Raw genomic sequence first — 21368 nt, 5'->3', positions numbered from 1 at the left:
CGGCCGCCTCGCGCGACGGCGCGAGGCGGTTTCATTCAGTGCGCCGGTGCGTTGCGCCAGGCGCTTCCTATTCGGCCTGCTCCAGAGCGGCAGGCATCTTCGCAACCGACATCAGCGATCGCGCGACCTGATTGAGCAGGAGATCGGCGTTTTCCTCTTCGGCGAGGGATTTGGAGAGCAGGGCGACCACTGCGCTATGCCGGAGCTGCTGTGCCAGGTTGCGTGCGGTGGTATAGCCGGACATCTCGTAATGTTCGACGCGTTGAGCCGCAGAAATCAGTGCGAGGTCGGCGGCTGCGTCCTCTTGTTCTTCGCCTTCCTTCATGACCTCCTGGCCTTCCTCGATGAGGCCCATCATGCCCTTGCAAGGCTTGGCGCGAGCGTTCTCGCCGAGCAGCTCGAAGCATTCGTTGATGCGCTCGATCTGATTCTCGGTCTCGGCCAGATGCTGCTCGAACAATTCCCGCAACTGGTCGAAGCGGGCGGCCTGCGCCATCTTGGGAAGCGCCTTGGTCAACTGCTTCTCGGCATGGAGAATGTCGCGCAGTTCATGGAGCAGCAGATCGGTCAGGCCGGCTTCGTCGACGGGCGGTGAGCTCTCCGTGACGATCGGCGTGCCGGCGCCGGGATCGGCGGACTGCAGCGCGGGCGATTCCGTGAACACCCAGTCCTCACCCTCGTTCCAGGGACCGCGGGTGTCGATTTCGCCGTGCTCACCGCTGCCGGTGGAATCGTTGAAGTACTGGTTCACCAGGCCGGGCGTCGGCGCGATCCTGCCGACGCTGAAGGCCGGCTTCGACAGGCTTTCGAGCGCTCGCGCGAACGCCTTCATATGAGTGATCTCCCGCGTCATCAGGAACTGGAGTGCGTCCTTGCTGCCGGCGTCGTCGCAGAAATTGATCAGCCGTTCATAGACGATCTTCGCGCGCGCTTCGGCGGCGATGTTGCTGCGGAGGTCGACGTCGAGCTCGCCGGTGATCTTGAGATAGTCGGCGGTCCAGGGATTGCCTTGCGAATTGAACAGGTTGACGCCGCCGCCGCCGGCGATCGCAATCAGCGGATCGGCTTCCGCCGCCTGGCGGTCGTTCTTCGAAGGCGCAAGATGCATCCGTGCGAGACAACCGACGACTTCGAGATGGCTGAGCTCTTCGGTGCCGATATCCATCAAGAGATCCTTGCGGTCGGGGTCCTCGCAATTCAAACCTTGAATCGAGTATTGCATCGCGGCCGCGAGTTCCCCGTTGGCGCCGCCGAACTGCTCGAGCAGCATATTGCCGAAGCGGGGATCGGGTTCGTCGACACGCACGGTGAACATCAGTTTTTTGACGTGATGATACATGGGAGGGCTCGCGCTCTGAGGGAAACTATGCGCGTCAACCGACCCTCGGAATGTTCGTTCCTACTCTCGTCGAGATTCGGATCCGGTGCTGTGCGAGGAAGTAAAGCGGAGCGCATATGCACGTTCGTTGGTGCAGGCGAGATCTCTACGATCCCGCTGCTGCGCGGCTCTACGGCGCCCGCGCGATCAGTCCGTCAATCATCGCGCGCACGAGGCCTGCGATTTCCTTGCGCAGCGCCGGTAGCGGCACGGCGACCAGCTTCTGCTCCAACCCCAGCGCCACCATGCCATGCACCGCCGAGAACAGGCTGCGCGCGGTGATGCCGAGCTCCTCCTGGCCGCGCTTTGGAAACAGCGCGGCCAGCGGCTGGTAGATGTGGCGGAACAGCTGCATCTGATCCGCGACGGACCAGTCGGGGACGACCTTGTCGGCCTCCATGCGGTGCTCGAACAGCGCGCGCCAGAGCTGGAGATTTTCCGCCGCGAAATCGCAATAGGCGATGGCGATGCGGACCAGGGTCTCCTGCGGCGAGGGGACGCCCGCGCCTTCCGCCACGCTCAGCGCCTCGTCGAGCCGGAGCAACGTGCGCGACCCCACACGCAGGATCAGCTCGTCCATGTCGGCCACGAGATTATAGACCGCACCATTGGCGCAGCCGATCTCGCGGGCGAGATCGCGGGTTTTCAGCCCTGACAAACCACGGTCCGCGATCATCCGTTCCGCCGCCAGGATGAGCGCGGATCGAAGTTTCTCTCGACGTTCCAAGGCTTTAGACATATGTCGGCAAAATTCTTGAGCGTTGCTCAAATTTCTCTTGAACAATGTTCAAGGTTGTTGCTACAAAGGTTCTGTGAGCAACGCTCATAACAGGGAGCAACAGATGTTCAAGACCGTCGTGACACTTTTCCGCGGCAGCGTGGCCGCCGCCGGCGAAGAGCTGGAAGACCGAACTGCCCTTCTGATCCTCGACCAGCAGATGCGGGATGCGGCAGCCGCCGTCGAGCGCAGCAAGCGGACGCTGGCCCTGGCCATCGCGCAGGATCAGCAGGAAGGCCGCAAGCTCGAGGCGACGATCGCCCGCATTGCCGATCTCGAGACGCGCGCGGTTGCGGCGCTCGACGGCGGCCGCGAGGATCTCGCCAGGGACGCTGCCGAAGCCATCGCAGGCTTGGAGGCCGACCGCGATGCGGCGATGACGGCCCGCGCCTTGTTCGCGACCGAGATCGCCCGGCTGAAGCGACACGTCGCAACCGCGCAGGCCCGCATCACCGAGCTCGATCGCGGCCGCCGCGTCGCCCGCGCCTCGGAGGCGGTGCGCTCGCTTCGCCGCAGCGGCATCGAGGCGGCACGCCCTTACGAATCCACGCTGCCGGAGGCGGAGAGCACCCTGCGGCGCCTGCGCGAGCGGCAGGTGGAGGCCCAGGCGGCCGATGATGCGCTGGTCGAGCTCGATGCGGCCACCGGTCCGCTCGCCACCGCCGAGAGACTCGCCGAGCAGGGTTTTGGCCCCCGGCTGAAGACGACTGCGGACGACGTGCTGGTCCGGTTGAAGTCCAAGCGCGCGCCGACTGCCTGATCCCCAACCCCATCATCATTCGAACCAACAGGAGACGATCATGAACCAGAACGGCCAACCCCATAGCAGCGCCTGGGTGACCTTCACTTACGCGTCCTTCGCAGCCTCCGCGTTCCTCATTGCCATCGGCATCTTCTTCCTGCCGATCGACCTCTGGATGAAGGGCTATCTCACCATGGGCATCGTGATGCTGATCCAGACCTGCATCACCCTGACCAAGACCGTGCGCGACAATCACGAGAGCAGCCGGCTGGTGAACCGCATCGAGGATGCCAAGGCCGAACGGCTGCTGATGGAGGTTTCCAAGGCGGCTTGAAGAATGTGCCTTGCGCCAATCGGACCACGAGCAAGAGAGCCGCGGAGCGTCGCGCCGCGGCTCTCGCGTCCGCGACCACCCGGAATGACGTTTTGATCGGGCCTTCCGATCCGCATCCCGCATTGTACTTCGAACGCAGGTGCGTTATGGCTCTCGCGCTTTCCAGAGGCGGAGACGAGCTTTGTCGAAACAATCGCTGCGTGAGGAGGCCGAGCGCCTGATCCGCGAATCGATGGAAAAGAAGACCATCGTCGTCAAGCAGGGCGCGACCCGCATCGAGGCCGTCTGCGGCAAGTGCGGCGCGCCGAACCGGATCCAGGCGGAAAAAGGCCAGACCCGGGTCAAGTTCGCTTGCAAGAATTGCGGGCATCAGCAAGAGACGCTGTAGGGCGGTTGCGACTTACCGCGCCGCGAACACTCCAACCCTCATCCTGAGGAGCCCGCTGAAAGCGGGCGTCTCGAAGGATCGAGGCCGGGCTGTTGCAGCCGGGCCTGCATGGTTCGAGACGCGCGCAAGGGCGCGCTCCTCACCATGAGGGTCTGACAGTTATTTCCCTTCCACGAACCTGGTGAACGCGTCCGCGTAGTCCGGGTGCCAGCGCGACAGCGGCGGGCGGTTCTCGACGATGTCGCCGGCGGCCCATTGCATGCGCTTCTCGTCGAGCGCGCGCGGCACGTCGTTGTCCGGGCACAGGATGTAGAAATCGCCCGCCTCCAGCCGCGCCAGCATGAAATCGACCGTTTGCTCCGGCGTCCACGCGCCGTCCGGCTTTTCGGTGCGCCCCTTCGCGGTGAGGCCGGTGAAGACGAAGCCGGGAATAAGCAAATGTGCCGTGACGCGACAGTCTCTCATGTTGCGCAGCTCGTGCTGAAGCGCTTCGGTAAATGCCTTCACGCCGGCCTTGGAGACATTGTAGGCGGGGTCGCCCGGCGGTGTGGTGATGCCCTGCTTCGAGCCGGTGTTGATGATGAGGCCGGTCTTGCCGCGTGCGATCATGTTGGGCGCGAAGATGCGCGAGCCGTTGATGATGCCCCACATATTGACGGCGATGATGCGCTGCCAATTGTCGGGTTCGCCGAACAGCGTGCTGCCCGGCTGGATGCCGGCATTATTCATGAGCAGGTCCGTTCCGCCGAACTGCGCAGCCACGGCGTGTTCCAGTTCCGTCACGCTCTCCGCGCTGCTGACATCGACGGCGAAGGTCATCACGTTCGTGGCAACCGTGACGGATGACAGTTTTGTCGCAGCGTCCGCCAGCCGCTTCTGGTCCACGTCCGCGATACACACCTTCATGCCGGCGCGCGCGAACGCTGCGGCCGCCGCAAATCCGATTCCGGATGCGCCACCTGTGATCACGGCGACATTGTCTTTGACGATGGCGGGATGTGGCATGGATCATCTCCGGGGAGGACTCTTCGTCGCGTTATAACATGGCAGCACTCCGACCCTGCACAAGTTGGCATGGGAGGTCTTCGTTCGGCGCTGCCTTTACGCCTATCCGGCACGGCTGTATCCTTCATCCCAACGATCCCGCCCAGATCGAACCAATAAATCACCTGACAGGGAGTGCAGCCATGGCTGTGTCGCAGGCTATTCCGATCACGCGCCATCCGTTCGCGAATGGGTCCTACAAGCAGATGCTGATCGACGGGAAGTGGGTCGACGCAGCCTCAGGCAAGCGCTTCGAGACTCACAACCCTGCCACCGGCGAATTGCTCGCCACCGTCGCCGAGGGCGACAAGGAAGACATCGATCGTGCGGTTGCCGCCGCCCGCCGCGCCTTCGAGGGCCCCTGGAGCAAAGTGAAACCGTTCGAGCGGCAGAATCTGCTGCTCAAGCTCGCCGATCTCGTCGAGAAGAATTTCGACGAATTGTCGCAGCTCGACACCCTCGACATGGGTGCGCCTCTCAGCCGCACCCGGGCCTATCGTCTGCGCGCCGTCGGCATGCTGCGTTATTACGCCGGCCAGACCACGGCGATCCACGGCGAGACCATCGAGAACTCGCTGCCCGGCGAAATCTTCTCCTACACGCTGAAGGAGCCGATCGGTGTCGTCGGCGCCATCATTCCCTGGAACGGCCCGCTGACCGCGACGATCTGGAAGATCGGCCCGGCGATCGCGACCGGCTGCACCGTGGTGCTCAAGCCCGCCGAAGAGGCGCCGCTGACATCGCTGCGTATCGCCGAGCTGGCGATGGAGGCCGGCATTCCGCCCGGCGTCGTCAACGTCGTGCCCGGCTATGGCGAGACCGCGGGCGCCGCGCTCGCCTCGCATCATGACGTCGACAAGGTCGCCTTCACCGGCTCGCACGTCACGGGTCAGTCGATCATCCGCGCCTCCGCCGGTAACCTCAAGCGTGTTTCGCTCGAGCTCGGCGGCAAGTCGCCGGACATCGTGTTCGCCGACGCCGATCTCGACGCCGCAGTGCCGGGTGCGGCGATGGCGGTGTTCGCCAATTCGGGGCAGATCTGCAGCGCCGGCACGCGCTTGTTCGTCGAGCAGTCGATCTACGAGGAGTTCGTCGGCCGCGTCGCCGAGTTCGGCAAGAAGCTGCAGGTCGGCAACGGTCTCGATCCCAATGTGCAGATCGGCCCGCTGGTGTCCGAGCAGCAGCTCGAGCGCGTCACCGGCTATCTCGACATCGGCCAGAAGGAAGGCGCGAAGGCGCTCGCCGGCGGGGGCCGCGTCACCGAGGGGGCATTGTCGAAGGGCTTCTTCGTCTCGCCGACCGTGTTCGCGGGCGTTCAGGACAACATGCGCATCGCGCAGGAGGAGATTTTTGGCCCCGTCATCTCAGCGATCGCATTCAAGGACATGGACGAGCTGGTCAAGCGCGCCAACAACACCACCTTCGGCCTCGGCTCGGGCCTGTGGACGCGCGACGTCAGCAAGGCGCATGCGGTTGCAAAGTCGCTGCGCGCCGGCTCGGTCTGGGTGAACTGCTACCAGGCCATGGACCCGGCCGTGCCCTTCGGCGGCTACAAGATGAGCGGCTATGGCCGCGAGTCCGGCAAGCAGCATGTCGAGGAATATCTCAACGTGAAGGCCGTCTGGGTCAAGACGGCCTAGCCCCTGTGCTCTCCGCCTTCCGCGAGAGGGAATATCTGCTTTTGTGGGGCGGCGCCTTTTCCGGGGGCCGCCCCTCGCTATATGATCCGCATCCTTCCAAAGTAATTCGGGGTCAGCATGAAATTCGAGGCGTTGTTTAGACCGTTGCAGGTCGGGCCGTACAAGCTTGCGCATCGCGTGGCGATGGCGCCGCTGACACGCATGCGGGCCGAGCGCGCGAGCTTTTCTCCGAGGCCGCTCAACGCCGAATATTACGGCCAGCGTGCGACGCAAGGTGGCCTGATCATCGCCGAAGCCTCGCCGGTGCTCTCGCATGGCCGCGGTAATCCCGCGACGCCCGGCATCTATTCGGAAACGCAGATCGCCGGCTGGCGCAAGGTGACGGATGCGGTGCACGCCAAGGGCGGCATCATCTTCCTCCAACTCTGGCATGTCGGCCGCGTCTCGCATTCCTCCTTCCACGGCGGCGAGCTGCCGGTTTCGGCTTCGGCGATCCCGATCAAGGCCGAGGGCATGAAGGCGATGACGGCCGACGGCAAGATCTCGGACTATGAGACGCCGCGAGCGCTGGAGACCGAGGAGGTCAAGGGTATCGTCGAGGCCTTCAGGCAAGGCGCGAAGAATGCGCTCGCGGCCGGATTCGACGGCGTCGAGATCCACGGTGCCAACGGCTATCTGCTCGAGCAATTCCTGCAATCACGCAGCAACCAGCGCACCGATCAATATGGCGGCGGAATCGAGAACCGCGCGCGGCTGCTGCTCGAGGTCACGCAGGCCGCGATCGATGTCTGGGGCGCCAACCGCGTCGCCGTGCGGCTGTCGCCCCACGGCATCGCCAATGATTCCGGCGAGCCCGACCCGATGCCGCTCTATACACACGTGGTGAAGGCGCTCGACAAGCTCGGCCTTGCCTATCTGCACTTCATCGAGCCGCGCTCCAGCGGCGCCGGCCGTGCCGACGTCCATTGGGAGAACGTGCCTTCCGCGATGGTGCTGTTCCGTCCGCACTACAGCGGCGTGCTGATGACCGCCGGAGGCTTCACCGGCGAGACCGCCAATGCCGCGATCGCCGAGGGGCACGCCGACATCATTGCCTTCGGCCGCATCTTCATCTCCAACCCCGACCTGCCGCGGCGGCTGGAGCATGACTATCCGATCACCCCGTACAACCGCGCGACGTTCTACGGCGGCGAGGAGAAGGGGTACACGGATTATCCTGTTTATGACGAGCTGACGCCGGCCTGATCTCTTCCGTCATCCGGGCGATGCGTAGCATCGAACTATGGTGCGCAATTGCGCACCGGAGAATCTCGAGATTCCGGGTCTGGTGCTTCGCACCATCCCGGAATGACAGCAGGGAAAACACAAATGGCCAAAGCCGCAGCCGCCGCAGGCCTCGCCACCGGGCAATGCCTCTGCGGCAAGGTCACCTTCGAGATCGATATCCCTGCGCGCTGGGCCTGGCACGATCACTCCGCCTCCAGCCGCCGCGCTCACGGCGCGGCGTACGCGACCTATGTCGGCAGCTGGAAGAAGCGGTTTCGCATTACGTCAGGCAAGACGGCTCTGACGCGCTACGAGGACAAGTCCACCAGGACCACGCGCAGCTTCTGCTCGCAATGCGGGACGCCGATCGCCTATGAACGTCCGCGCGGTCCGCACATGGTCAACATCCCGCGTGCGCTCTTTAGGGAGCGCACCGGCCGCCAGCCGCTCTATCACATCGCGATCGAGGAGCTGCAGGATTGGGCCTATACCGGCGAGCCGCTGGTGCCGCTGAAAGGCTTTCCGGGCGTGGTCTGGCAGCGCTCGAAAAAGAAGAAGCGGGCGGGTGGCGAGGATCCGTTCGAGCTGGGGCGGGAGGAGATGTAATGCGCAACGTACTCCGCTCTCGTGCCCCGGAAGCGGTGCGGCACGAAGTGACGCTCCGCTGAGCCGGGGCCCATACGGCGGAGAATGCGGCGAGCAACTGGGTCCCGGCTCTGCGCCGCACCGCTGCGCGCTGCGTCGCGTCCGGGACACGAGCGGGGTTTCCATGCAACGCAGCCATGACCACGCTTCCTTGCGCGCCTCCCGCGACTTCGGCCATCATGCTTTCAGTCCTTGCGGCAACGTCCGCTCCTGGAGGAAACATGAAGAACAAGATCACCGGCCGCTCCGCCTTTCTCGCGCTGCTCAAGGACGAGGGCATCACGCATCTGTTCGGCAACCCCGGCACCACCGAGCTGCCGATCATGCATGCGCTGAAGGACCATCCAGACCTCACCTACGTGATGGCGATGCAGGAGAGTCTGGTGGTCGCGATCGCCGATGGCTATAGCCGCGCTTCGGGAAAGCTCGTCGCCTGCAACGTCCATGTCGCGCCCGGCCTCGGCAACGCGATGGGCTCGCTCTACAACGCCCAGTTCACGGGTACGCCGATGATCCTGACCGCCGGCCAGCAGGAGCAGGGCCATGGCCTGATGGAGCCAGTGCTGTATGGCCCGCTGGTGCGCATGGCCGAGCCGCTGGTGAAGTGGGCGGTGGAGGTGACGCGGCTGGAGGATCTGCCGCGCATCGTGCGCCGTGCCGCCAAGATTGCGACGACGCCGCCGACGGGGCCGGTGTTCATCTCGCTGCCCGGCGACATCCTGAACAGCGAAGCCGGGATCGATCTCGGCCGCTCCACCCGCATCGACGCGCGGACGAGACCGTCGGACGAAGCGCTCAAGGCGTTTGCTGCGCGCCTGCTCAGGGCGGAGCGCCCCGTGATCGTCACCATGGACGAGGTGGTCAAGAGCGATGCGCTGAAGGAGGCCGCCGAACTTGCCGAACTGCTCGGCGCGGCGGCCTTTCAGTCCTCGACGCCCTATGGCTCGCACTTCCTGTCGGAGAGCCCGAGCTTCGTCGGCACGCTGGCACGCGTGCAGAAGGTCGCGCGCGATACGCTTGCGCCATACGACCTCCTGATCGCGCTCGGCGGCGATCCGTTGCGGATGTCTGTTTATAGCGAGGTTGATGCGCTGCCGGATGGTCTCGGTGTCGTGCAGATCGGCCTCGTCGATTGGGAGATCGCCAAGAATTATGGCGTCGAGATCGCCCTGAAGGCGGATCTGAAGGAAACCTTGCGCGCGCTGATCCCGGTGCTGAAAGAGATGGGTGGCGCGACACTGGCGAGCCGCGCCAAGCAGCGTCTCGCCGAACTCGCGCCGAAGAACTGGACCGCACGCCGCGCGGCGCTGGTCGAGCAGATCGGCAAGAGCGCTGGCCGCACGCCAATCGATCCGGACTTCCTGGTGCTGCAAATGGTCGAGGCCATGCCTGACAATGCCATCCTGGTCGACGAAGGCCTCACCTCCAGCCGTCAAGTGACGGCGCTGCGGCCGCATCGCGATCGCTACGGCTATCACGGTCTTGCCTCGGGCGGCATCGGCTGGGGCCTGCCGGCCTCGGTCGGCGCTAGCATCGCCAATCCTGATCGTCCGGTCGTCTGCTTCTCGGGCGATGGCAGTGCGATGTATTCGATCCAGTCGCTATGGACCGCGGCGCATCACAAGCTGCCGCTCAACGTCGTCATCGTCAACAATGGTGGCTACCGCATCATCAAGCAGCGCCTGCTCGCTTTCCACGGCGACGACAATTATGTCGGCATGGATTTCGTCGATCCGCCCGTGGATTTCGCCGGCGTCGCCAAGGCGCTCGGCTGCGAGGCGATCAAGGTCAGCGATCCCCGCGAGCTGAAGGCGACGCTGGCATCGGCGTTCAATCGGCCGGGGACGAAGCTGATCGAGGTGATGGTGGACGGGAAGGTGTAGGGCAGGCTGCTTCCGAACGCCGGGACCCACCGCGCGATCTATCGATTGCGGACAGAGCTAATCCCGAACAAGGAGTCTTCGCCAAACCACTCCCTGGGGTTATGGGTCCCGGCGTTCGCGGGGACGACACCTAGGACGTGGCAACTACCCCTTCCTCCCCACCCTATATCCGGCCGCCGGATGCGGCGCATCGAGCCTTGCGCGGCCGGCGCCGAACAGCTTCTCCCGCAGCGTGCCCTTGGCGTATTCCGACTTGTACCGTCCGCGCCGCGTCAGCTCCGGCACCAGCATGTCGGCAATATCCTCGAAATCGCCGGGCGAGATCGCAAACGCGACGTTGAGGCCGTCGACGTCGGTCTTCTCGAACCAGTCCTCGATCTTGTCCGCGACCATCTCCGGCGTGCCGACCACGACAGGGCCGGCGCCGCCGATGCCGACATGCTCGATGACGTCGCGCACGGTCCAGACGCGGTCCGGATCGCCGCGGGTGACGTTGTCGAGTGCGCTGCGACCGGCATCGTTCTGGACGTGACGGACCTGCTGGTCGAGCTCGTAGCCGGAGAAGTCGATGCCGGTCCAGCCCGACATCAGGGCCAGCGCGCCTTCCGGGTTGATATGCGACCGGTAGTCGGCATATTTCGCCGCAGCCTCTGCTTCCGTGTTGCCGAGGATGATCGTCATCATGTTGAACATCAGGATCTCAGCCGGATCGCGGCCGACCGCGGCGGCCTCCTGGCGGATCGCGGCGACACGCGGCCCGATGATCTTGGCCGACGGTCCCGACATGAACACGCATTCGGCATGCTTGGCCGCGAACTGCCGGCCGCGCGGCGAGGTGCCGGCCTGGTACAGGACCGGCGTGCGCTGGGGCGAGGGCTCGCTGAGATGGATGGTGTTGTTGATGCGGTAGTTCGCGCTCTCGTGATTGATGCGGTGAACCTTGCTGGGATCGGTGAAGATGCCGCGCTTGCGGTCGCGTAGCACGGCGTCGTCCTCCCAGCTCCCTTCCCAGAGCTTGTAGACCACCTCCATATATTCGTCCGCGATGTCGTAGCGGTCGTCATGCCCGGTCTGCTTGTCCTTGCCGGCGCCACGCGCGGCACTGTCGAGATAGCCGGTGACGACGTTCCAGCCGATCCGGCCCTCGGTGAGATGGTCCAGCGTCGACATCCGCCGCGCGAACGGATAGGGCGGCTCGAACGACAGATTGCTGGTGACGCCGAAGCCGAGGTCTTTCGTCACCGCGGCCATCGCCGAGAGCAGCAGCAGCGGCTCGTTCGACGGCGTCTGTGCTGCGTTGCGCAAGGCAGCGTCAGGACTGTTGCCGTAGACGTCGTAGACGCCGAGCACGTCGGCCAGGAACAGCCCGTCGAAACGGCCGCGCTCCAGTGTCCTGGCAAGATCGATCCAGTAGGGCAGGCGGTTATACTCGGCGGTGCGGTCGCGTGGATGAGTCCACAGGCCCGGCGACTGGTGCGCGACGCAATTCATCGCAAAGGCATTGAGCCTGATCTGCTTGGCCATGATCGTTCCCCGGCGCTCTATACTGAGCGCTCTTCGAATGGTAGATGTGCGCCCGAACTTGGCGAAGTTCTTGCATATAACCTGCGCTTGGCAAGGCCAAAATCAGCGGGCTGCCGCCCTTGGCAAGCCAGTCTCAAGAGAGCAAGAACGAATTCCCAAGAGAACTACAAGAGAAGTTCAAGAGAACTCCAAGAACTATCGACGTCCCCGCCACTTTCGAAGGGCCACCTGTCTCGGGTAGTGTCCTTTGTCTCAAAGTCTCGAAAAGCAAGTCATGACCAGAGCCGACGCCATCGCCCGCGCCCGTGAGGATTTCAAATCCGGTGCGTTCCTCGCTGAACTCGACCGCCGCGTCGCCTTCAAGACCGAAAGCCAGAATCCCTCGCGCGGCGCCGAGCTGCGCGCCTATCTGGAACAGGAGATGCAGCCGGCGTTTGCCGCGCTGGATTTTACCAGCCGCATCGTCGAGTCCCCCAGTGGCAAGTCGCCGTTCCTGTTCGCCGAGCATCACGAAAACGCCTCAGCGCCCACCGTGCTGATCTACGGCCATGGCGACGTCGTCGACGGCATGGAGGGCGAGTGGCGCGAGGGCCGCGATCCCTGGCGCACGACGGTTGCGGGCACGCGGCTCTATGGCCGCGGCACCGCCGACAACAAGGGCCAGCACAGCATCAACATGGCGGCACTCCGCGCGGTGCGCGACGCCCGTGGCGGCAAGCTCGGCTTCAACGCCAAGTTCATCGTCGAGATGGGCGAGGAGATCGGCTCACCCGATCTGGGCAAGGTGTGCGACCTCAATCGCGACGCGCTCAAGGCCGACCTGTTCATGGCCTCCGACGGGCCGCGCCTGTCCGCCGACCGCCCGACGCTGTTCCTGGGATGCCGCGGCGGCATCCGCATTCATCTGGATGTGAACCTGCGCGATGGCGGCCACCATTCCGGCAATTGGGGCGGCGTGCTCGCCAACCCCGCGACCATTCTGGTGAATGCGATCTCGACGCTGGTCGACGGCCATGGCCGCCTGCAGCTCGACGCCCTGAAACCGCCGCGCCTCAGCAACCAGATCCGCAGCTATCTTGCCGACGTACAGGTGGTGCCGACCGAGGACGAGCCGGCGCTTGCCGAGAACTGGGGCGAGGAGGGGCTGTCGGCCGCCGAGCGGCTTTACGCCTGGAACACGCTGGAAGTGCTGGCGATGTCATCCGGCAATATCGAGAAGCCGGCCAACGCCATTCCGGGCCATGCCAATGCCGTGCTGCAACTGCGTTTCGTGGTCGGCACCGAGGTCGGCGGCCTGATCGAGGCGATCCGCGCGCATCTTGTCCAGAAGGGCTTTTCGATGGTCGAGGTGCGGGCGGCGCAGAGCTTTGCTGCATCGCGCACCGATTTCGACAGCCCCTGGATCAAATGGGCGGCGGATTCGGTGAAAGAGACCACCGGCAAGCCGCCGGCGGTGCTGCCGAACTTCGGCGGCTCGCTGCCCAACGACGTATTCTCCGAGATCCTGGGTCTGCCGACGATCTGGGTCCCGCACTCCTATCCCGGCTGCTCCCAGCATGCGCCCAATGAGCACATCCTGCTGCCATTGACGGAAGAAGCCTTGACGGTGATGGCCGGCCTGTTCTGGGATCTCGGGGAATTGCCCAAGCCGCTGACCTGAGCCCATTAACCTCTGCCGCAAGCCAGCCGAAAGTCACATTCTAATCCGGCCCAATCTGTGCTTGCATCCGGGCCGCATCATCCTGAAAGGGGACCAAAAAAGTGAAACATTTCCGTAGCATTGGGCTCGCGCTCGCCGCGACCTTCGCCGTCAGCCAGGCCGGGGCCCAGGAGCTGACAGGCACGCTGAAGAACATCAAGGACACCGGCGCCATCACGCTGGGCTTCCGCGACTCCTCGATCCCCTTCTCCTATCTCGACGACAATCAGAAGCCCGTCGGATTTGCGATGGACATCTGCTACAAGATCGTCGACGCCGTGAAGAAGGAGCTCAAGCTCGACAAGCTCGAGGTCAAGCTCAACCCGGTGACGTCGGCGACCCGTATCCCGCTGATGGCGAACGGCACCATCGACCTCGAATGCGGCTCGACCACCAACAATGCCGAGCGCCAGAAGCAGGTTGCCTTCACCAACACCCACTACCTGACCGCGAGCCGCTACGTCTTCAAGAAGTCGAGCGGCCTGAAGTCGATCGAAGACCTCAAGGGCAAGACCGTGGTCTCGACCGCGGGAACCACCAACATCAAGCAGCTGACCGAGGCCAACGTCGAGAAAAAGCTCGGCGCCAACATCATTCCGGCCAAGGACCACGCCGAAGCCTTCCTGATGGTCGAGACCGACCGCGCGGTTGCCTTCGTGATGGACGACATCCTGCTCGCCAGCCTCGTCGCCGGCTCGAAGTCGCCGGCTGACTACGTCATCTCCAAGGACGCATTCTCCAAGCCGGAGCCCTACGGCATCATGCTGCGCAAGGACGATGCCGCCTTCAAGAAGGTGGTCGATGCGGCGACCGCGGCGCTCTATACGTCCGGCGAGGCCCAGAAGATCTATGACAAGTGGTTCACCGCCAAGATCCCGCCGAAGGGCCTGAACCTCAACACGCCGATCTCGGCCGAGCTGAAGAACGAGTTCGCCAAGCCGACGGACTCGCCGAACCCGGACGACTATAAGTAAGATAACCTCGATCTTTCGATCGGGATCATGTCCGGCCACTCTTGACACAGGGGTGGCCGGACATTTGCATAGGCGGCCAGGATATCTCTGACTGGCGCGTTCGCGCGGGGGACACGTGAACTATAACTGGAACTGGGGAATCTTTTTCCAGCCGAACCCGATGGGGACGGGCACCTATCTCGACATGCTGCTGTCGGGCCTGGCGCTGACCCTGAAAACCGCGGCGCTGGCCTGGGTCATCGCGCTGATCACCGGCTCGATCGTCGGCGTCATGCGCACGCTGCCGTCGAAGGGGGCGAACTGGTTCGGCTTCGCCTATGTCGAATTCTTCCGCAACATGCCGCTGTTGGTGCAGCTGTTCCTGTGGTTCTTCGTGCTGCCGGAGCTGCTGCCGAAGGCCGCCGGCATTTGGCTCAAGCAATTGCCGAACGCGCCGTTCTGGACGGCGGCGATCGGCGTCGGCTTCTTCATGTCGGCGCGCGTGGCCGTGCAGCTGCAGGCCGGCATCGGCTCACTGCCGCGCGGGCAGAAGATGGCGGCGACCGCGCTGGGTCTGACCACCGTGCAGGGCTATCGCTACGTGCTGCTGCCGATGGCGTTCCGCATCATCCTGCCGCCGCTGACGTCGGAGTTCCTCAACACCATCAAGAACACGGCGGTCGCGATCACCATCGGCCTGCTGGAGCTGACCGGACAGGCGCGCTCGATGCAGGAATTCTCGTTCCAGGTGTTCGAGGCCTTCACCGCCGCGACCATCCTCTATCTCCTCGTCAACGCCGTCGTGGTGACCGCGATGCGCTTCCTCGAACGCTGGGTCGCGATCCCCGGCTACATCACGGGGAAATAAGCGATGTTCGGCAATCTCGATTTCGACGTCATCCGCCGCGCTCTGCCCTATCTGTTCTACGAGGGCATGACGTTCACACTGACGCTGACGGGCCTTGCAGCCCTCGGTGGCCTCGTCTTCGGCACGGCGCTCGCCCTGATGCGCCTGTCGGGCCTCAAGCTGCTCGGCCGGATCGCCGGGGTCTATGTCGACTTCATGCGCTCGCTGCCGCTGGTGCTGGTGATCTTCTGGTTCTACTTCCTGGTGCCCTATATCGGGCAGTGGCTAACCGGCGCCTCGCGTCCCATCAGCGTCGGCGCGTTCGCATCCTCGCTCATCACCTTCATCATGTTCGAGGCGGCGTACTTCTCCGAGATCATGCGCGCCGGCATCCAGTCGATCTCGCGCGGCCAGCCGGCCGCGGCCAGCGCGCTGGGGCTGACCTACGCCCAGACCATGCGCTACGTCGTGTTGCCGCAAGCTTTCCGCAACATGCTGCCGGTCCTGATCACGCAGACCATCGTGCTGTTCCAGGACACCTCGCTGGTCTATGTCCTCTCGATCACGGACTTCCTGGGAGCGGCGAGCAAGGTCGCGCAGCGCGACGGGCGTCTCGTCGAAATGTATCTGTTCGCAGCCGTCGTCTACTTCACCATTTCCTGTATCGCGTCCTTCGGCGTCCGTCGCCTCCAGGCGCGCATCGCCATCATTCGATAGAGCGTGTCGGTCATGATCGAAATCAGCCACGTCAACAAATGGTACACTCCGAGCTTCCAGGTGCTGACCGATTGCACCACCAGCGTCACCAAGGGCGAGGTCGTCGTGGTCTGCGGACCCTCGGGCTCGGGCAAGTCGACGCTGATCAAGTGCGTCAATGCGCTGGAGCCGTTCCAGAGCGGCGACATCAGCGTCGACGGCACCAAGGTCAACGACCCCAAGACCAATCTGCCCAAGCTGCGCTCGCGCGTCGGCATGGTGTTCCAGCACTTCGAGCTGTTCCCGCACCTCAAGATCATCGATAATCTCTGCCTCGCGCAGCAGAAGGTGCTGGGCAGGTCGTCTGACAAGGCGGTGACGAAGGGCATGATGCTGCTGGATCGCGTCGGCCTGAAGGAACAGGCACAGAAATTTCCCGCGCAGCTTTCCGGCGGCCAGCAGCAGCGCGTGGCAATCGCGCGCGCGCTTGCCATGGACCCGATCGTCATGCTGTTCGACGAGCCGACCTCGGCACTCGATCCCGAAATGGTCAGCGAAGTGCTCGACGTCATGGTCGATCTCGCCCATGAGGGCATGACCATGATGGTCGTCACCCACGAGATGGGGTTTGCCCGCAAAGTGGCCAATCGCGTGATCTTCATGGACCGCGGCGAGATCGTCGAGGACGCGGCGAAGGACGATTTCTTCGGCCAGCCGCGCAGCGACCGCGCGCAGAAGTTCTTGTCGAAGATTCTGTCGCATTAGCTCCCCTGTCATTCCGGGACGCGCCTCTTGGCGCGGGCCCGGAATCCATCGGGCGGCAGTACGCGAGGTAAGATGGATTCCGGGCTCATTCGCTTTGCGAATGCCCCGGAATGACGGATCGAGGGTTTATCGGGCTCGCCAAATCTCCTATACCGGTGGCCAAATCCCCCTTCCCCCCAGGAGACCTGCCTTGGACCCGATCGCCTACGTCAACGGCTCATTTGTCCCGCTCTCGGACGCCAAGATCTCGGTCCTCGATCGCGGCTTCCTGTTTGCCGACGGCATCTATGAGGTCTCGGCCGTGCTTGACGGCAAGCTGGTCGACAACGCCTCGCATCTGGCGCGGCTGGAGCGCTCGGTCGGCGAGATCAGCTTGAAGCTGCCGGAGACGGTCGCGCGCATCACCGAGCTGCAGAAGGAGCTGATCGCGCGCAACAAGGTCGCCAATGGCCTGGTCTATCTCCAGGTGACACGCGGCGCCGACAAGGGCCGCGACTTTCCGTTTCCCAAGGGCGACGTCAAGTCGAGCCTGGTGATGTTCACCTCGGAGAAGGATATCATCAACGCCGCTTCGGCGAAGACCGGCATCAACGTCATCACCGTGCCAGACATCCGCTGGGAGCGGCGCGACATCAAGAGCGTGGCCCTGCTGGCGCAGGTCTTGGCAAAGCAGGCGGCGGCCGAAGCCGGCGCCGGCGAAGCCTGGATGCTGGAAGATGGCTACGTCACCGAAGGCGGTTCGTCCTCGGCCTTCATCCTCACCAAGGACGACGTCATCGTGACCCGCAAGAACTCCAACGCGATCCTGCCGGGCTGCACCCGCAAGGCCGTGGTGGCGCTCGCCGAGGAACGTCAGCTCCGTGTCGAGGAGCGCTCGTTCACGGTCGCCGAGGCGCTTGCCGCGAAGGAGGCTTTTGCGACGTCGGCTTCACTGTTCGTCCAGCCGGTGGTCGCCATCGACGGCAAGACCATCGGCGACGGCAAGCCCGGCCCGATGGCGACGCGCCTGCGCGAGATCTACGTGGAGTTCGCCAAGGCGACGGCGGTCTGAGCCGCGCACTCAGCTGCCGTAGGGTGGGCAAAGCGCAGCGTGCCCACGTCCTGCCTATTTGATGGGAAGACGTGGGCACGGCGCAAGTGCGCCTTTGCCCACCCTACGAGACTTACCCGTGAGGGGAGCGCCTCCCGTCACGCCACCGACGCCTTCATCTTCACCGGATGAATCGCACGGAACGCGATCGCGATCCTGTTCCAGGCGTTGATGGCGCCGATCAGCATGGTCAGGTTCACGGTCTCTTCCTCGGAGAACTGCGCACGGACCTGCTCGTAGACATCATCAGGCGCATGCGTCTGCGAGATCAGCGTGACCGATTCCGTCCAGGCCAGCGCGGCGCGCTCGCGATCGGTGTAAAGCGGGGATTCGCGCCAGGCATCGAGCAAATAAATGCGCTGCTCGGTCTCGCCGCGCTTGCGGGCGTCCTCGGTGTGCATGTTGATGCAAAAGGCGCAGCCGTTGATCTGTGACGCCCGGATCTTGACGAGCTCGATCAGCGATTTCTCGAGCCCCGTGGACTGGATCTGCGTCTCCAGCGCCATCAGCGCTTTGATCGTATCCGGCGCGGCCTGATAGTAGTTCATGCGGGGTTTCATGGTCGTTCTCCTTGCTTGCTGGGTTGAGTCAGTGGGCGCCACCGGCTGAGGTCTGGCCGGGCTTCTTCAGGAACAGGACCGCGGCGAGCGCGACGATCAGTGCCATGCCGAGCAGATAAAACGTGTCGCTGAAGGCGAGAATGTACGCCTGCTTCTGCACGATATGGCCAATCGCGACATAGGCGCGATGTGCTGCATCCGCACGGTCGAGGATGCCGTGATTGACGAAATATTGCGTGAGCTGTTCCAGCCGTGTGCGGGTGGCCTGCTCGAACACCGAGACGGACTGCATCAGCACATTGGAGTGATACTGCTCGCGCTTGGTCAGCACGGTCTGGAGCAGTGCGATGCCGACGGCGCCGCCGAGATTGCGCATCATGTTGAACAGGCCCGAGGCCGAGCCCGCGTTCTCCGGCTCGATGCCGGCGGTAGCGACCGCCGAGAGCGGCGCCATCACCAGCGCCTGGCCGATGGCGCGGACGACGTTGGGCCACAGCAGCTGGTCGGCGGCGTAATCGTTGGTCATATAGATGTTCATGAAGTTGGAAGCCGCGAACAGCACGAAGCCGACGCCGATGATGATCCGCGCATCGAACTTTTGCATCAAGCGCGGCACCAGCGGAATCAGCAGAAGTTGCGGCAATCCGGTCCAGGCCAGCACCATGCCGATCTGCTCGGAATTGTAGCCCTGGATGCGCGACAGATACTGCGGCAGGATGAAGACCGAGCCGTACAGCGCGATGCCGAGCAGGAAGTTTGCGAGCATGCCGAAGCCGAAATTGCGGCGGACGAGCAGGCGCAGGTTGAGCAGCGGCTTCTTCACCGTGAGCTCGATGATCAGGAAGGCGGTCAGCGCGACGGCCGCGATCACTGACAGCTTGACGATGAAGGGCGAGCCGAACCAGTCGTCCTTGTTGCCTTCCTCCAGCACGGTCTGCAGCGCCGATAGCCCGATCGCCATGGTGATGATGCCGGCCCAGTCGCCGTCGCGCAGCAGCGCCAGCTTCATCGGCTTGGGCTCGAGCGCGTACCAGAGCATGCCGACCATCACCGCGCCGGGGACGAGGTTGACGTAGAAGATGTACTCCCAGCCGAAATTTTCGGTGAGATAGCCGCCGATGGTCGGGCCGATCGCCGGCGCAAACGTCGCCGACAGCGCGAACAGCGCAAGGCCGACCGGCTGTTTTGCGCGCGGCAGCAGCGTGATGATCAGCGTGAACGCCATCGGAATCAGCACGCCGCCGGTAAATCCCTGCACGGCGCGCAGCACGATCATCTGCGGCAGATCCTGCGCAAGTGCACAGGCCGCCGAGAGAACCAGGAACAGGATCGCATTGGTCAGAAGGTAAATCCGGATCGAGAACACCTGCGCCAGCCAGCCGGACAGCGGGATCACCACGATCTCGGCGACCAGATAGGAGGTCGAGATCCAGCCGCCGTCGTCGATGCCGGCGCCGATCGCACCCTGGATGTCGGCGAGCGAGGCGTTGACGATCTGGATGTTCAACACCGCCATGAAGGCGCCGAGCGTCGCGCCGATCACGGCGACCCAGGTCTTTGCGGATACGGCCGGCGTGCTCGGAGCTGCGGGGGCGGCGAGATTGGTGGCGGCGTCGAGGGTCGGTTGCAGCGTGCTCATGAAGGCCTCGTCTCGGGTACGGAGACAGGATGCGTCAGGCGAATGGTTTCGATAATCGATGAAGCTGTGGAAGGATCGTTCGGCAGGATTTGATAATCCTGCCGAGGCCTTCCGGCTTCAGCCGCCGTTCGGGCGGGACGTGTTGCCGGCGAGGCGCTTCGCCGTCTCGCGCTCGGCCAGCACCGCCTGCTTGGTGTCGACCGTCGGCACCGCCGACATGCCGGGGCGCAGCAGGCCGGTGAGGCTGTGGTCGTCGAGCACGATCTTCACCGGGACCCGCTGCACGATCTTGGTGAAATTGCCGGTGGCGTTGTCGGGCGGCAGCAGCGCGAATTCGAGCCCGCTCGCGGGCGACAGGCTGTCGACATGGCCGTGCAGGGTTCGATTGCGAAAACTGTCGACGTGCAACTCGACCGGCTGACCCGGCCGCACATGCGTGAGCTGGGTCTCCTTGAAGTTGGCGACCACGTAGACCGCATCGAGCGGCACCACCGCCATCAATTGCGTGCCGGCTTGCACGTACTGGCCGACGCGCAGCGAGCGAGCGCCGACGGTGCCCTCGACCGGCGCGGTGATCTCGGTATAGGACAGGTTCAACGCCGCCTGCTGTGCGACAGCGCGGGCCCGTTCGAGCTGGGCCGCCGCCTGGGCGCGCTGGGTGGTGAGCACGTCGATCTTGCGCTGAGCGGCAAGAAGGCCGGATTTCGCGTGCTGCAATTGCGCGCTGCTCGCGCGTAGCGCCGCGTCGGTCTGCTGCGCGCGCTGGATCGTGCCGGAGCCGGTCTTCATGAGGTCGTCGTAACGGGCGCGCTCTTCCTGCGCGAATTTCAGGTTGGCGTCGGCTGCAGTGACGTCAGCCGTGCTCTGCTCGATGATCGGCTGTTGCAGCTCGAGCTGGGCATCGATGTTGCGCACCGAGGCTGCGCCGGCGGCGACGTCGGCTTTGGCCTGGTCGAGCGCCGCCTTGAAGTCGCGATCGTCGATCTTGGCCAGCGCCTGCCCCGCCTTCACCTTTTCGTTGTCACTGACCAGCACCTTGGCGATGTAGCCGGAGATTTTTGGTGCGATGATCGTGGAGTCAGCCTTCACATAGGCATCGTCGGTTGTCTCGAGGTAGCGGCCGTTGGTCCAGTAATCGTGCCCGTAATAAACAGCGGTTGTCGTGCCCGCGAGGAACGCGAGCGCCAGCGCCGCGCGCCGCACCCCGTTCCGGGCCGGGGCAGTCGGCGGGGTCTTGGGGTTATCGGGGGTGATTTCAGTTGCCTGCTGAAAAGTCTCGGCGCGGGGCATCTCGGACATGGAAGTCTCCTATCGGCGTCCTGAGACTATTGGTCTTTCTGGGCCGGGTGATAATCGGCGAAATGCTGGAAGGATTATCCATCAGGGTTGGATAATCCGGAGAGGTCGCCTTGGTTGTGATGTCTAGCGAACCAGACCCGCGACTGCCCCAGCGGGATTGCCGCGCCCGTCGAGCGATTGCTGCTAACGCATGCGTCC

At 64.1% G+C, this 21368-nt stretch carries 20 protein-coding genes; 13 read left to right on the top strand and 7 right to left on the bottom strand.

The window, feature by feature from the left end:
- Positions 1 to 67 precede the first annotated feature (67 nt).
- Together BM190_RS13785 and BM190_RS13780 are read right to left on the bottom strand one after the other, a co-directional pair.
- Positions 68 to 1339 carry a DUF892 family protein gene (locus BM190_RS13785; RefSeq protein ID WP_092255432.1) on the bottom strand — a complete coding sequence of 424 codons (1272 nt, stop codon included), beginning with the start codon at positions 1337 to 1339 and terminating at the stop codon, positions 68 to 70.
- Between the two features lie 169 nt (positions 1340 to 1508).
- Positions 1509 to 2117, bottom strand: a complete 609-nt coding sequence (locus tag BM190_RS13780) for a TetR/AcrR family transcriptional regulator (protein ID WP_092255429.1) — start codon at positions 2115 to 2117, stop codon at positions 1509 to 1511.
- A 103-nt stretch (positions 2118 to 2220) separates the two neighbouring features.
- On the opposite strand from BM190_RS13780, the gene BM190_RS13775 reads away from it, so the two are divergent.
- The 3 genes from BM190_RS13775 (at position 2221) to BM190_RS13765 (ending at position 3620) form a co-directional block, all read left to right on the top strand.
- Positions 2221 to 2916, top strand: coding sequence for a PspA/IM30 family protein (locus BM190_RS13775; protein ID WP_092255426.1), 696 nt, complete (start codon positions 2221 to 2223; stop codon positions 2914 to 2916).
- Between the two features lie 40 nt (positions 2917 to 2956).
- Positions 2957 to 3232 carry a YiaA/YiaB family inner membrane protein gene (locus tag BM190_RS13770; RefSeq protein WP_018321499.1) on the top strand — a complete coding sequence of 92 codons (276 nt, stop codon included), beginning with the start codon at positions 2957 to 2959 and terminating at the stop codon, positions 3230 to 3232.
- 181 nt (positions 3233 to 3413) lie between these two features.
- On the top strand, positions 3414 to 3620 hold the full coding sequence (locus tag BM190_RS13765; RefSeq protein ID WP_092255423.1) for a hypothetical protein: 207 nt from the start codon (positions 3414 to 3416) through the stop codon (positions 3618 to 3620).
- 159 nt (positions 3621 to 3779) lie between these two features.
- On the opposite strand, the gene BM190_RS13760 is transcribed toward BM190_RS13765, so the two are convergent.
- Positions 3780 to 4625, bottom strand: coding sequence for an SDR family NAD(P)-dependent oxidoreductase (locus BM190_RS13760; RefSeq protein ID WP_092255420.1), 846 nt, complete (start codon positions 4623 to 4625; stop codon positions 3780 to 3782).
- Positions 4626 to 4807: 182 nt separating this feature from the next.
- Here BM190_RS13760 and BM190_RS13755 point away from each other — a divergent pair, with 182 nt between their 5' ends.
- From BM190_RS13755 to BM190_RS13740, 4 genes are all read left to right on the top strand, one after another.
- Complete coding sequence (locus tag BM190_RS13755) at positions 4808 to 6304, top strand: aldehyde dehydrogenase family protein (protein ID WP_018321502.1); 1497 nt, start codon at positions 4808 to 4810, stop codon at positions 6302 to 6304.
- A 117-nt stretch (positions 6305 to 6421) separates the two neighbouring features.
- Entirely contained in the window at positions 6422 to 7549 is a 1128-nt protein-coding gene (locus BM190_RS13750) for an alkene reductase (protein WP_092255417.1), read from the top strand.
- Between the two features lie 123 nt (positions 7550 to 7672).
- A complete protein-coding gene (locus BM190_RS13745; protein ID WP_092255415.1) occupies positions 7673 to 8176 on the top strand; it encodes a GFA family protein in 504 nt (167 codons plus the stop codon).
- Positions 8177 to 8436: 260 nt separating this feature from the next.
- On the top strand, positions 8437 to 10098 hold the full coding sequence (locus tag BM190_RS13740) for a thiamine pyrophosphate-binding protein (protein ID WP_092255412.1): 1662 nt from the start codon (positions 8437 to 8439) through the stop codon (positions 10096 to 10098).
- Positions 10099 to 10242: 144 nt separating this feature from the next.
- Here BM190_RS13740 and BM190_RS13735 read toward each other — a convergent pair whose 3' ends face one another.
- Positions 10243 to 11622 (bottom strand): LLM class flavin-dependent oxidoreductase, encoded by a 1380-nt coding sequence (locus tag BM190_RS13735; protein WP_092255409.1) that lies wholly within the window; start codon positions 11620 to 11622, stop codon positions 10243 to 10245.
- Between the two features lie 274 nt (positions 11623 to 11896).
- Here BM190_RS13735 and BM190_RS13730 point away from each other — a divergent pair, with 274 nt between their 5' ends.
- The 6 genes from BM190_RS13730 (at position 11897) to BM190_RS13705 (ending at position 17633) form a co-directional block, all read left to right on the top strand.
- Complete coding sequence (locus BM190_RS13730) at positions 11897 to 13282, top strand: M20 family metallopeptidase (RefSeq protein WP_092255406.1); 1386 nt, start codon at positions 11897 to 11899, stop codon at positions 13280 to 13282.
- Between the two features lie 101 nt (positions 13283 to 13383).
- Positions 13384 to 14295 (top strand): amino acid ABC transporter substrate-binding protein, encoded by a 912-nt coding sequence (locus BM190_RS13725; RefSeq protein ID WP_092255403.1) that lies wholly within the window; start codon positions 13384 to 13386, stop codon positions 14293 to 14295.
- Between the two features lie 115 nt (positions 14296 to 14410).
- Positions 14411 to 15142, top strand: coding sequence for an amino acid ABC transporter permease (locus BM190_RS13720; RefSeq protein ID WP_018321509.1), 732 nt, complete (start codon positions 14411 to 14413; stop codon positions 15140 to 15142).
- A gap of 3 nt (positions 15143 to 15145) precedes the next feature.
- The gene (locus BM190_RS13715; RefSeq protein ID WP_018321510.1) at positions 15146 to 15838 is read left to right on the top strand and encodes an amino acid ABC transporter permease; all 693 of its coding nucleotides are present in this window, start codon (positions 15146 to 15148) and stop codon (positions 15836 to 15838) included.
- Between the two features lie 12 nt (positions 15839 to 15850).
- Complete coding sequence (locus BM190_RS13710) at positions 15851 to 16582, top strand: amino acid ABC transporter ATP-binding protein (RefSeq protein ID WP_018321511.1); 732 nt, start codon at positions 15851 to 15853, stop codon at positions 16580 to 16582.
- Positions 16583 to 16772: 190 nt separating this feature from the next.
- Positions 16773 to 17633: a D-amino-acid transaminase gene (locus tag BM190_RS13705; protein WP_092255400.1), complete on the top strand. Its 861-nt coding sequence runs from the start codon at positions 16773 to 16775 to the stop codon at positions 17631 to 17633.
- A 137-nt stretch (positions 17634 to 17770) separates the two neighbouring features.
- On the opposite strand, the gene BM190_RS13700 is transcribed toward BM190_RS13705, so the two are convergent.
- The 3 genes from BM190_RS13700 to BM190_RS13690 form a co-directional block, all read right to left on the bottom strand.
- Positions 17771 to 18232, bottom strand: a complete 462-nt coding sequence (locus BM190_RS13700; RefSeq protein WP_092255397.1) for a carboxymuconolactone decarboxylase family protein — start codon at positions 18230 to 18232, stop codon at positions 17771 to 17773.
- A 28-nt stretch (positions 18233 to 18260) separates the two neighbouring features.
- Positions 18261 to 19871, bottom strand: a complete 1611-nt coding sequence (locus tag BM190_RS13695; RefSeq protein WP_092255394.1) for an MDR family MFS transporter — start codon at positions 19869 to 19871, stop codon at positions 18261 to 18263.
- 117 nt (positions 19872 to 19988) lie between these two features.
- Positions 19989 to 21170, bottom strand: a complete 1182-nt coding sequence (locus BM190_RS13690) for an HlyD family secretion protein (protein ID WP_092255391.1) — start codon at positions 21168 to 21170, stop codon at positions 19989 to 19991.
- Between the last annotated feature and the right edge of the window lie 198 nt (positions 21171 to 21368).

This window comes from Bradyrhizobium sp. Rc3b (assembly GCF_900114915.1).
Taxonomy (GTDB): domain Bacteria; phylum Pseudomonadota; class Alphaproteobacteria; order Rhizobiales; family Xanthobacteraceae; genus Bradyrhizobium.
This window is presented reverse-complemented; position numbering and strand designations above follow the sequence as displayed.

Coding starts and splice junctions, on each gene's coding strand:
- BM190_RS13785 (WP_092255432.1), bottom strand. CDS start 1,339: ATGTATCATCACGTCAAAAAACTGATGTTCACCGTGCGTGTCGACGAA.
- BM190_RS13780 (WP_092255429.1), bottom strand. CDS start 2,117: ATGTCTAAAGCCTTGGAACGTCGAGAGAAACTTCGATCCGCGCTCATC.
- BM190_RS13775 (WP_092255426.1), top strand. CDS start 2,221: ATGTTCAAGACCGTCGTGACACTTTTCCGCGGCAGCGTGGCCGCCGCC.
- BM190_RS13770 (WP_018321499.1), top strand. CDS start 2,957: ATGAACCAGAACGGCCAACCCCATAGCAGCGCCTGGGTGACCTTCACT.
- BM190_RS13760 (WP_092255420.1), bottom strand. CDS start 4,625: ATGCCACATCCCGCCATCGTCAAAGACAATGTCGCCGTGATCACAGGT.
- BM190_RS13755 (WP_018321502.1), top strand. CDS start 4,808: ATGGCTGTGTCGCAGGCTATTCCGATCACGCGCCATCCGTTCGCGAAT.
- BM190_RS13750 (WP_092255417.1), top strand. CDS start 6,422: ATGAAATTCGAGGCGTTGTTTAGACCGTTGCAGGTCGGGCCGTACAAG.
- BM190_RS13745 (WP_092255415.1), top strand. CDS start 7,673: ATGGCCAAAGCCGCAGCCGCCGCAGGCCTCGCCACCGGGCAATGCCTC.
- BM190_RS13740 (WP_092255412.1), top strand. CDS start 8,437: ATGAAGAACAAGATCACCGGCCGCTCCGCCTTTCTCGCGCTGCTCAAG.
- BM190_RS13735 (WP_092255409.1), bottom strand. CDS start 11,622: ATGGCCAAGCAGATCAGGCTCAATGCCTTTGCGATGAATTGCGTCGCG.
- BM190_RS13730 (WP_092255406.1), top strand. CDS start 11,897: ATGACCAGAGCCGACGCCATCGCCCGCGCCCGTGAGGATTTCAAATCC.
- BM190_RS13715 (WP_018321510.1), top strand. CDS start 15,146: ATGTTCGGCAATCTCGATTTCGACGTCATCCGCCGCGCTCTGCCCTAT.
- BM190_RS13710 (WP_018321511.1), top strand. CDS start 15,851: ATGATCGAAATCAGCCACGTCAACAAATGGTACACTCCGAGCTTCCAG.
- BM190_RS13700 (WP_092255397.1), bottom strand. CDS start 18,232: ATGAAACCCCGCATGAACTACTATCAGGCCGCGCCGGATACGATCAAA.
- BM190_RS13695 (WP_092255394.1), bottom strand. CDS start 19,871: ATGAGCACGCTGCAACCGACCCTCGACGCCGCCACCAATCTCGCCGCC.
- BM190_RS13690 (WP_092255391.1), bottom strand. CDS start 21,170: ATGTCCGAGATGCCCCGCGCCGAGACTTTTCAGCAGGCAACTGAAATC.